This window comes from Alteromonas sp. KUL150 (genome assembly GCF_009811475.1).
Lineage (GTDB): Bacteria > Pseudomonadota > Gammaproteobacteria > Enterobacterales > Alteromonadaceae > Alteromonas > Alteromonas gracilis.
In genome coordinates this window covers 1-12,111 of record NZ_BLIJ01000062.1, presented here as the reverse complement: position 1 = coordinate 12,111, position 12,111 = coordinate 1, and the positions used below count along the sequence as shown (strand labels likewise).

7 protein-coding genes are annotated in these 12,111 nt (G+C 41.4%); 1 reads left to right on the top strand and 6 read right to left on the bottom strand.

All coding sequences use genetic code 11. The features are described 5' to 3' along the window. Positions 1-200: 200 nt before the first annotated feature. From GVO62_RS14670 to GVO62_RS14645, 6 genes are all read right to left on the bottom strand, one after another. Positions 201-986, bottom strand: coding sequence for a polysaccharide lyase (locus GVO62_RS14670; protein ID WP_131137652.1), 786 nt, complete (start codon positions 984-986; stop codon positions 201-203). A 38-nt stretch (positions 987-1,024) separates the two neighbouring features. Further along, positions 1,025-1,894, bottom strand: coding sequence for a hypothetical protein (locus tag GVO62_RS14665; protein ID WP_159119867.1), 870 nt, complete (start codon positions 1,892-1,894; stop codon positions 1,025-1,027). Continuing rightward, complete coding sequence (locus GVO62_RS14660) at positions 1,891-2,895, bottom strand: hypothetical protein (RefSeq protein WP_159119866.1); 1,005 nt, start codon at positions 2,893-2,895, stop codon at positions 1,891-1,893. Before GVO62_RS14660 ends, GVO62_RS14665 begins: the two co-directional genes overlap by 4 nt. Positions 2,896-3,194: 299 nt before the next feature. After that, the gene (locus tag GVO62_RS14655) at positions 3,195-5,543 is read right to left on the bottom strand and encodes an alpha-L-rhamnosidase-related protein (protein WP_159119865.1); all 2,349 of its coding nucleotides are present in this window, start codon (positions 5,541-5,543) and stop codon (positions 3,195-3,197) included. A gap of 121 nt (positions 5,544-5,664) precedes the next feature. After that, on the bottom strand, positions 5,665-6,825 hold the full coding sequence (locus tag GVO62_RS14650) for a DUF1501 domain-containing protein (RefSeq protein ID WP_159119864.1): 1,161 nt from the start codon (positions 6,823-6,825) through the stop codon (positions 5,665-5,667). 2 nt (positions 6,826-6,827) lie between these two features. Further along, positions 6,828-8,126 (bottom strand): DUF1800 domain-containing protein, encoded by a 1,299-nt coding sequence (locus GVO62_RS14645; RefSeq protein WP_236547177.1) that lies wholly within the window; start codon positions 8,124-8,126, stop codon positions 6,828-6,830. Positions 8,127-8,593: 467 nt separating this feature from the next. Between GVO62_RS14645 and GVO62_RS14640 the strand changes: the two genes are divergently transcribed. Further along, on the top strand, positions 8,594-11,740 hold the full coding sequence (locus tag GVO62_RS14640; RefSeq protein ID WP_159119862.1) for a TonB-dependent receptor: 3,147 nt from the start codon (positions 8,594-8,596) through the stop codon (positions 11,738-11,740). Positions 11,741-12,111 lie beyond the last annotated feature (371 nt).

Sequence of the window (12,111 nt, the reverse complement as noted above, 5' to 3'; positions counted from 1 at the left end):
AATTGTCACCTTAATTGAGGATCGATACTTAAGACCGATTGCTCATATTAAGCAAGTACTTAGACCAAAAGGTGATCAATAGTTTTCACACAGCCTGCGCTCATAGCTGACCGTCAGATAGAGTCTAAACCTATTCATCGAAACTGTCAGATCAGATATGAGCGCTACATGTTACGCTACTAAATGTTACGCTATAAAATTTAAGGCTGATTACCACGTACCACTACGAAGTTGTCATAAAGCGCAGATACTTCACCAGTTTTTACCGCCCCTGTTAAGCTTGGCATTGAACCTAAAAAGCTAGTTCTAATGATTTTTTGAATTTTAGCCGCTGGTGGAACATTAGAACTTGTTCCGCCAAAAAATTTGAAACCTGTTTTTTTCGCAACTTCAGTTCCGTCAATATACAGCCTAGCTTGGGCATCGCTTTTGGTACTAGAGCTATTTACCTTTACATAGAGAGCTACGTCGTACCATTTATTTTTCTCAAATGTGAATTGTTCAGCTCGAATTATCTCGCCACATTCACCATCAGGCTTTCCTTGTCTGTATATATATAGTTGTGGGTGTTTATCCCTAATGCCAACTCGCGCACTCCAGCCATTTGTCGTAATGTCGCGACAGCCAGTGACTGGCTCTTCCGGTCCCAAGCCAAAAAACTTACCGCCCATGTTTGTATCATAATTGTCTTCAAGCTTAATCCTGTATTTAAATGTCGCATCAATAGCATTAGCTGAAATAGGGATTTGACCTACCATCATGGGGTGAGACCCAACCTTACCATTTGAATTAACTTTATACTGTGGATATTTGATGCGGATGTTGTTTGCGCCATTTCTAAACTGTACGTTGGGATGTGACCATTCACCGGCTGAACCTGAATTGAAGTTTTCAGTGTACAAAACGCCTGAAGCGCTTGCTGTAGTTGCCATCACTACTGTGAACAACGCGCCAATTGAGGCTATTATCCGAGTTCTCTTTTTCACTTTATGTTTCCTTATATTTTCTAACTTATTGGTGAATATCACTCTTCAGACGAAACTAACTGTCTAATGAGCAAAGCGATTTTTTTTTGTTCTAGGTTATTTGTTTCAAAGAAAAGGTCGTCACTAAATAAGGCTATGGATTTCTTTTGTGATTCACTTAAGGCCTCATGTTCGTGTTTAAGCCATTCAAACAAAGGCTCTAATCGTTGTGTTACGGAACCAGACGGTGCGCTTCTTACTGCGAGGAAAACTTCTTCCATGGATAAAGATAGAGAGTCGGGGGAAGAAAAAATCGAATCAATCAGTGCTGTCCTGATTTTGACCGATTGGGTTTCAAAGTATGTAGAAATAGCGAGATCGAATGCGTGGCTAGGAAGGCTAGTGTTCAATTCGTGTGAAAGTATCAATTTAACGTCGTCAGAAATACTACTCTCCAAAAGTTCACGTATAGCACGATGCCTTACAGACTCGCTCTTTAACTTAATGGCTAAATCTACGGCTGATTCTTGGTCTAACTCTCTCTCAGACTTCGTAAGGAGATAAACAATCTCTTCTTGTTGTACTTCATTTAGCTGTTGAACATTTTGCAGCAGTTCTCTTCTTTTAGGATTGTTTGGAAGTTCCATTAACAGAGCTAAGATTAAATCTGTAGAGTATTCGTCTTCAAAACGGATGTGATTTGACGTTTCGCTGTTTACTTTTTTTTCTAGTGTGGTTTCGTGAGAATCATTTATTAAATGCGCAGAACGATTGACTTCATGAGCAGATTTCAGACATTTCTGAGACGTTTTAATGTTTGATATTTCTCCCTTGCTATTGTCAGGGCGATGATCAAAGTAATATTCAACGGCTAAGCTTGCTAGAGTTAGAAACACTAGTAACGTACCTAAAAGCTTTATTTTTTTCATACGTTGGGCATCACTTCTAGTAATTGCAGAGAGGCTAAACGTTGCTCCACTGGTAAAGATGTATCGTTTAGCACACTTTTCGCGACGTCCAGTATCGCTCGTACTTGCTTTGTCGTTAGCTTTTCTTCGCTACTGCCAACCCAATTCTTGGCGATAACATATCCTAGCTGTTGATTTTTAACGTCTTCAGATTTCAGCGATTTCAGAACAATTGAAAAAGCGTCTTCTCTAAACTCATCGGGAAAAGCGCTTATGGATAAAAGTTGAAGCTTTCTAGTCGTATCTTGTACTGCAAAAAATCTGTTCTGAATGGCATTCGAAACCAAAGACAATACCTGTCTGTTGTTTTGGTTTTTTGAAAAAGTCATGAGGCTAGATAAGAGTGTTTCAGAGAGGCTTTCGGACAATAGTCTGCTTAGTATCTTTGGTTTGACGTGATCCTCTACTGCTGAAAGAAGCTCAATGGCAATCAATTTATCTTCGTCTCGGTGAGACAGCAACAAGAACTCAATTGCCTCTTCTTTTGCTCTGGAAGGTAAGCCATTTAACAGTGATATTAGGTACTTTCGGGTGTCAGATGAAAGCTCGAGATTTATTATGCGTAAAACTACATCGTGCAGCAAATGTAGATTTTGCGCTAGGGCTATAAACTCGAAATCCTCAGGAATCTCTGCGAGTACTTCCAGTTGACCGGAACTTAATTCCGTCGTTAGGGCATGTTCCAGTTGGTTTTCAGAGTTGAACAACAATTGATGTAGCGTATCCTCTTCTATTTTTTTTACCGAATTTTTCTTACCATTTTCAAAGTCAATTGGAACGTTTATCGCGGGCTTTGAACTTTGCTCCGATGAGACAATCTGCCATTCTTCACAATCAGTGTTTAAATTCTCATGCTCGTTGGGTCTTATTTTGTGAATATTAAAAGCGGCAGTAACAATCATTATTACGATTGGTATCGTCAAGTAGAAGTTAGTGAATGGAGAGATATCCTTTAGCGACACTTTGACTCAAATTGATTTCATATGAATGTTTTAATAATGTTTGATCATTATTAATCAAATGTAAACACTTTAGTGTGTTTGTAATGAATTTTCTGTGTTGCGGTATTTGGAAAAAAGGTTACTCAATAGGGCGAAAGAAATTTGATACTACATGTAGATTTCAGCCCTACCAATGCGTTGACTATATTTGAGGTGACACACGGAAGGATATAGAAGCATCAATAGTCTGCTGCTGCAGAAGTACTGACCTAGCGATAGGGCTAGGTCAGTCAAAGTTGTGAAGTCTTTCCTAGATAGAACTAACGGGCGAGGATATCCCAATTTCCTGGCTTTACTGAGAAGATAAAATAATCATTACTTTCTTCAACAAACTTTATTCCCGGTATTTCATTCCTCTCACTACCATTACTCCATACTTCTTTTCTATTAAATAAAATCTGTGACGTTTTGGTCAGGATTTTAGGAACACCAATTTCGGCAGTCGTCTTTGCTGGCGAGTTGAGTACAATATTTAACGTGTCATTGTCGAATTCTAGCTTGAACAATATATCGCCTTTTACACTAGGTATTAGTTGGCTGACTTTGGTTAGGTGTGCAAGATTCGGCATGATTTCATAACTTTTCCAAGCGACTGACGTTGGCTTCACACCAGCGATATGTTTACTCAATACAGTACTTGGAGCATTCCAGGCATGATTTTCTGTTCCTCTGGCGGGTAAGTATTCAGCTAATGTTGATAGCTCTGGATTGTCGACTTGCGGACCATAGCGCTCTTTCATTCTAGCGATAGCATCCTTATAACGCCCGGCTTTTGCCATTGCGTTATAAATCATCCATTCAAAATGAGGGCTCGCATAATGATTGGGCACTAATACGTTATCAACGATTTGCTGAAATTGAGTTGGCAACGCTAAATCAAAAAGGATGGCGACGGCATTTGCGCGATCATCCTTAAACATTTTATCGCTACTAAAATAACCGTTTTGCCAAAACTCTTTTTGAAAGGCTAAACGTATAGATTCAATACGCGCATTATAAAATGCAAGGTTCTCATCCCTATCCAGTTCGCTAGCCATTTTTCTTGCAGCCACAAGTGCACTGTAGTACAAGGCGGTTTGAATAACGTCATAATCAATGGTTTCCTGTGGTCCCCAATCAGTCCACTTCCAATCTCCAGTTCTGAACGTTGGAAGACCGTTCTGTTTTATATCCCAGAGCAGCAGGTATTTATGCACGAAAGGATATGCATATGACAATGTTTCTACGTCACCAGTATTGTAGTAATAGTGCCAAATACCTTGTTCAATAAACTGAAGGCTCTGCGCGGGGAGTTCTCGGAATCTTCCAGGACCCAAGCCAGCAAAAATGCCGGATTCGGTATCGCTAAACGCCAGCGTAACTTTGATGGCTTTCTTCAAAAGGTCTCGACCAGCTTGGTCCATAGAATAGAACAAATAGCTTGCTTGGTCGGCGACGTCACCAATCCACAGGCCTCGTTCTCTATCGGGGGTGTCCATGAAGTTGTCTCTGGCACAAATATAAAGTGTATTTTCAGCCATTTGCCAGATTCGATTTAACCAAGCATCATCCGATTCAAAATATCCGGGAGTTTTGCCCACGCCCGTCCAGCGATATTTAAGTGCATGCACTTTTACACCTTTAGGAATGCTGAACTCAATGGTTCGACCGTTGCTCCAAGAATAGCCTTCAAATTGTTGACGGCCAGATTTAGTTGTATATAGCGTTTCTATTGTGTTTAGGCGCATATTTGAAGCCACGCGAATTACTTTTCCCTCATCGGCTTCTATATCAAAGTAAGGTGTAAAATTTTTATTAAAATCCAACTTGCACTGGATAGATGTTCCGTCCGAAATAAACGGAAATGATTCTTTAGAGAAATTAGTACAGTGCGATAAACCATAATTTACAAGAGGAGGAATTTCGCTTGGGAATAAGTCGAAAAAAGGTGGCCTAGGAGGCTGCTTAATAGGGTGAGCGTTAGGCCAGCGTTCGTCATTAAAGTGCGAAGTATACCAAGCATCTTTAGTCCAATCTTGCATGTCGTTTCTTGCGTCGTAGTTGATACTCCACGCGGCAATACGGTAGGGACTTTTTTTCTCTACTTTTTTATAAGCGTTATGAGTTTGGGCTTTCCAAGTTTCATCAGTCGCAATAAGCGTGTTGCCAACCTTAGCTTCAAAGATGAAACCACCTTTGTTTGAAGATATGTGTGTGCCTTTTTGACCATCATCTCCGTAATACCATGCGAGGGCAGCAATGGTATTTTTACCCTTCTTAAGATATGGACTTATATCGACCGTGTCATAATATTTGTTAGACGCGATAGGGTAGAAATCTACCCTGGGAGAGGGTTTCACCGGTGAGGGGCCGCCGGTGTAGCTTCCTTCGAAGATGACGAGCTCACCATTTATCCAAAGCCAGTACTTTGTATCAGCGCTAATATAGGCAAGTGATTCCGAGGGAACCTTATCCAGTTCAACCTCTTTTCTAAGCGCTACCCATGAGTTTGGCTCAGTAAAGCGTTCTTTTACCCAAATCCATTGTGCAGTCCATGTTTTTGCTTGTACGGGGATGAAAAGGGAAAGGTTGATAGTGGCTATTAACATTAGCCAGATAAATCGTTTCATATACTTTTACCAATAAATTACTAATACAAGTAATAAGGTAATTTTTTAGAAAATTGATACCCTAATTATATCCACTTATAACATTTACGAAATTATTTTTGCTGAACCATGTTTGTTTAACTCACTGTAGATGAATCTTTTCGTCATTAAAAAGTTTGTAGTTATATAGTGAATGGTCAGGAAATATAGCCCCTGCTTGACTCAAGGTAAGTCCAAGGTGTTGTTTTATAGCGGTAGATATCCAAGAAAACGTATTCGTCGTTGGAGCAAGGTCGCGCTTCTCGAAAAGAGCGTCATCTGAAAGCCCAGGCCACGTTCCATGGACCGAGCCTCCTAAATGAGAGCCACCCGCAATAAACATACTGCTGGCTGTGCCATGATCTGTGCCGCCTGTTCCATTTTGCCGCACTGTTCTTCCAAACTCGGACGTGACTAAAACAAGGGTATTTTTCCAGTCTTTGCCTAATCCTTTCTTTAGTTGCGCGATGCCGTCATCTAATTGCCCTAACTCCCGGGATAATCTGGCATTCTGGGCTTTATGGGTATCCCAGCCTCCCGACTCTATCATTACAAACTGAATGTTTGGTTTTGATTGCATTATGTCAGCACATTCACTGCATAATTTAGAAAAAGAGGCAGATGGGCGCTTCTTGCTATCACTCATTAAGGCACTTTTTATTTCTGTGCCAGAGGTCAGCGCTTTGGTCAGCTTTTCGTCATATTGATAAAGCGCAACGAGATCATCGGTTAAGCTGTCTATCGAATTGTCAAAATTGGATGGGTAAAAGTTGCGTCCTCGTGAAGAATCTCTAAATGCCAAAGGTGTTGACTTTGATATTGCAATGCCTTCAGTACCAAGAGTGTCCATAGCGCGACCAAGCCAACCAGATTGAAGGTTAGGAGCCCCTAAACCGCTTTCAAGATAATCTTGACCATCGAAGTGGGAGCGACCTTTATAGCCTGTAGAAGTTGCCACAATACACGATAGTTCTTTGCGCATGAATAAATCATGCACATTAATTAGCGACGGATGAAGTTTGTATTGATCATCTAATGAAAAAGCGTTTTCAAGCCCAGTCACTAAATCTGGGCGAAGAGAGATGAGGTTCTTCTCAAAGGCTGGAATAATAGTATGTAGGCTGTCAACAGCGCCTCGTTGCAGTATCCATATCACACGCTTTAATGGTTTTGCCTTTTTTACTTCATTAACTGCGTACAATGTTGGAGAGTGAAGCATAATTGCACCGCTCGCTAAGAGCTTTAATAATGCACGTCTTTGCATAGCTATCTCCTCATAAACTCTGGGCTTAAAAATAAAAGAGCAAACGCACGGTCACGACTTTCTGCTCGAGACACTAGTTGTCTCGTGTGTTCAGATAATGTTGATCCTAATAATTTGCTGGCCAGTTCGGGGATTTCAAACTGTCGGTTTATGCGCAAAGATGAGAGCCAATCTGCTCTTGCCATTAATCCATAGCCACTATTCCAGAAGTCCTCTGAGTCTTCATAACCAGCGGGACTACCTGCTTTGAAAGGTGCTTGGCCCATTTCAGTGAGACTACGGATTGCAAACCCTTCTTTAAGTGAAGTAAGTCCTATCCCTCTGCAAGTAGAGATCAGAAACTCTCTGGGAGTCTTGAATTTATCTAAGGTGTCGAACCAGGCGTGCGGATGAGTAACGAGTGCATGATAAATCGATTTGAGATCACCCTCTGTGTCTATCCAAGTTTGTTCTACATGTTTTAGTAACGCTGGTGAGGGAGTATCACTGACAACATGTTTAACTAACTTTTCGCTGATATGTTTAGCTGTTGCTGGTCGAGCTGCAATATACCTGAGCATGGCTTCACCTTGCTCTTCGTTTTCTTGAGCAAATAACCTGCCCAACAATGACTGTGAACCGGGTTCATGTCCGGCTTTTCTAAAGAAGAAAAGCCCAGCTTTTGTTTTTTCAGGGGCCTGAACACCCCACCCGGAAATACCGTTTGCTAATGCGATAACATCGCTTTGGGTATATCCACCATTTACGCCTAAGGTATGCAATTCAAGTATTTCCCGTGCTAAGTTTTCGTTGAGCCCCTTTCCTTTTTTTCCCAAACGCGAGTTCTTGCCAAATGACTTTTCATTATTCAGGTATACGAGCATAACCGGATGGCGACAAACAGAAAGCAGCATGTCTGAAAAATTACCTAAGAGATTGGGAGCTATTGCCTCGCGTTCCAGTGTCGGTGAAAGCGCTGTCAGATATGCTCCCTGCGCAGTAACGCTAAAGTGATTTGAAAAGAAATCTAGCATTCTCCACATAAACGGCTGCGTGCTACTAATTGCGTTATTGATCGTCCCAATGGAGAGTTGCTTGTAGATGGCTTGCCTAAACTTACGAGCCTCGTCTTTTGATTCTTCAGAGTTGTCTTTACGATATCGGTTAAGTGTCAAAGCAATTGATTGAGACGAATTCGTTTTATTTAAATGTATTGGTACTATTTGAGCGACAACATGTCCGACAGGGTCGTCAGCTGCTACTTTTAGTTCGACGGGGGTAGCTCCTAGACCAAATCGATTCGTTGCTATTGCGGCCTTCATATTTTTACTCGTCATCACACGTGCTGGCTTATTGAATAAACAATACTACCGATAGGTAAGATTGCTAACTACAGTCATGAAATTTACACACTATTTACACTCCTTTCGGAAGAAGATACAAGCCTAGGTTGATATTTATTGATTACTTATGGCTGGATATGATTCTTTGGTTTTTACTACGCGTCTAAATAAATACGATGGCTTTTCTCTTCTATATGCTTGTAAATACAGTTTTTATTGTAATTTACAATCCAGCATGAAGGTGGAGTATGGTTTTTATATACTTTCCATTGAAATTATAAATCTTTAAGATTAAAAAAATTACGATCGAAATTGATTGTTAGTGATTTTTAATGATTATGAGGGGTGATATTATCATTCACAATTCCTTAACATGATGTGTTGTTGGGGAAGTTGGGTTCCAAAAAAACATATTTATATTTGTTGTATTTATAGAGATCGCGTTCATGCACACCAACAAAATTAATGGCTCTCACCTAATTTTAAATAGCACGACGGCCTTTTTACTCGCCGTGAGCTCACCAACTATTGTCGCTCAAGAAGTTAACGCTGCAATTAACAAGAGTATTTCTGATGACACCGAAGTAATCGAAGTAACTGGCGTGAGAGCTTCTCTTGAAAACGCGTTAAACGTGAAGAAAGAATCTTCTTCAATCGTCGATGCAATTTCTGCTACCGATATTGATGCCTTGCCCGCGCTTGACTTAGGTGAAGCACTGCAGGCTATACCGGGTATTCAACTAAACAGCGACGAAGAAGGGCGGCAAAGCACGATTAGCCTTCGAGGGCTTGGCAGTGGGTTTGTCAACACAACCGCATTCGGTCAAACATTTGCTACTCCTTCAGCAGCGCGCGAACTAAATGCTGTAGGGTCTCCTAATCCGTTTGCGGCATTTGAAGCTGGTGTATTTGATGGTGTAACGGTAATAAAAAGCCCTACAGCAGATCTACAAGAAGGGGGGATAGCGGGTGTTGTAGACATGCAACTCCAACAGGCGTTGTCTAAAAAAGATGGTAATTTCAATATCAGTGTTGGGGGGCGATACGAAGAGCTTACCGGAGAAATTGATGAAGAACTAAAGCTAGCAGGCGTTAAACATATCATTGATGACAAGTTAGCTGTTGCTTTTAAATTTGCTGGATCAGGTCAAACTTTCAGACGCGACACGTTTGATATTATTGACTATATAACAGTGGATACAGAAGAGGGCTTTGTTCGGGCAACCAATATAGACGAATATCGAGCACGGTGGGGCCTACCCGAGGATGCACAGCTAACTGCACCGGCGAGAGGGAGAAATGTCAGCGAGTTTAGTGAAGGAGATCGTCTTTCTTTCACTGGGAACATTGAATATAAGATAACGGACGACTTTAAAGTTGGAGCTCATGTTCTTTTTTCTGAGCGTAATCTTGATAACGGAACGAAGGAAGCAACGACTTTTAGCCCTGGATTCAATACCACACGACGAGACCGTGACAACTTTGATGGAAGAATCACTCTTGATTTGAACTCTGCACCGTTTGTATACGATAGAGTGTCAGATGACCCCGATTCCCCACTTGTTTATGCAGCTCCGAGATACAGCTTTGTGAACGGAAACTTGCAAACTGAAAACCGTAAAACTACGTTCAGGGAGAAGTCCGAAGGGCTTATCTTATACGCTGACTACATCACTGATGATTGGAGTTTCGACAGTAAAATTACGCATTCCGAAGCCACAAACCAATTTGCAAATGTGGGTATAAACTTTAATCATACTCAAGATTGGAGACGCCAATTTAATTTCACCGATGCAGAGGGCACTAGGAGAGATCTTATCACAGTGCCTACTGGGTTTGATGGGATTATTGACAGTGGTTACGGGAACTTGAACGATATCGTTGTACAAGGCGGCTTTGCGGTTCCTTATGTGTATAACGGATTGGTCTGGCAAGAAACTAATTTGAGTTCATCAACGGTAAGCTCTATTTCAGATGCAAACCAAGGTAGGCAACTGATTTTTGGCATAAACGGTCGTGTGCAGGACCTCGACCGAAAGGTTAGCAGTGTGGAGTTTAACAGCGCTCGCTTTCTTGACTTGGGTATAGGTGAGGTATTCAGGGCTGATGCAGTTAAATTTGGTGCTCGATTCTCACGTGAAAAGCTTAACAGCCTTGACCAACGGCAAGGGGCACCTGGTATTGATACAAGCAATATATCTGACGCATTTATAACTTCAAATGTCTTGTCGGCGGTTCAGAATGAATATTTCAATGGCAACATTCCTGGAACATTTGATAATACTTCGGGATGGTTAACGATAGACAATGATCTTGCCATCGCCATTTTACAGCAGAATATTGCGCTCAATGCCTCCGAAATACCGACGGCGACATCGTTTAGTGTGGCTTCTCCTATTTTAGAGAGAAATAGAACGGGGTTTTGGGATACTCAAGATCGTAACTCGGGCTTGCCTACAAATATCGGGTTTAATTTTGGGGCTCAACAAGATATTACAGCATTTTACGTAATGTCAGATTTTTCCGGAGAATTCGGACCGGTACCCTATACTGGAAATATCGGTGTGCGTTATGTGGAAACCGACAACACCTTTGATGGTTTTGAGACACAAGTGGATGCTCAAGGACGCAATGGTATAGCGGTCTTAACTGAATTCAAAGATGATTATTCACATACGCTGCCAATGGCGAACATCGCTTTCGAGCTTTCAGACGATATTATTCTTAGAGCAGCATATTATGAAGGTATAGTTCGCCCAAACCTTCTTTCACAAAGGCCCACAGCTTCGCTTCGCGGGGGAAATAATTCGGTTAATTTGGATCTCCCAACAGCAACGGTAAGGCCTTACGACGCAACTAATTATGATGTGTCGCTAGAGTGGTATAACCGTGAAGGTAGCGCTGTTACTTTAGGATTTTTCAAAAAAGACATTACCAATTTGTTTGACGAGGAGGAAGGCTTCTGCCCGTCTTCTGGCACCAACCCAGTCGTTGACCGACTATTGGGTCCAATTGAACGCGTTCCGGGAACAGGGGGCCGCGAGTTTGGCTGTATTCAACTAACGCCGATTGTTGACGACGATGGTAATGAAAACTTACGTGAAGTAATTATTACTTCACCAATTAATACGACTGAAAAAATATCAGTCGAAGGTTTTGAACTCGCTATTCAACAAAACCTAGATTTTCTGCCTTTTCCATGGAGTGGATTTGGTGGCGTGTTCAACTATACAAACCTAAGACAGTCTGGCAGTGAGCTGGAGTTAACTCGTGTGTCGCCGGAGTCATTTAACGTAATAGGGTATTGGGAGCATAAAGGTATCAGCTTGCGGTTGGCATATAACTGGAGAGATGACCAAACTTTACGAGGTGCAAACTCCTTCTTGGGGACCAATGCCAGAACGCGGGAATCTACTGAGCGTCTTGATTTCGTAGGGTCGTATCAATTAAATGACCAGACCAAACTCTTCCTGAGAGCGTTTAACCTCACGGACGATGTTGGAGTGGAGTATTTGGGGTCCGACGAGCAAGCGTTAAGCCGTTTGACATATAACGGCCGGATTTACCAGTTAGCGGTCAATTATCGATTCTAGACTATTGAGCAAATAGCCACCTACTTGTGGGTGGCTATTCTCTTGCTAACCAATTTCTCGATTAGTCTTAACCAATACTTATTAGTTATAACTGGTCATCCAACTCTCCAAATACATTAGGAAGCGATTCAGAAGCATATGCCGGAGTGATTAACGAAGTGGCATTTTACGATTTTGCTTTAACATCTTATACAATCAGAAATCACTTTGAAAATACAAAGAGTGGACTTAGGTATTTCGGCTCTCGTCCCTTCAAAAAAGAGTTACCTTCTTCTTTATACCTTCAATTGCCTTCGTTGCAATGGATAGAAATTGACATGGATAGAAATTGACATGGATAGAAATTGACATGGATAGAAATTGACATGGAT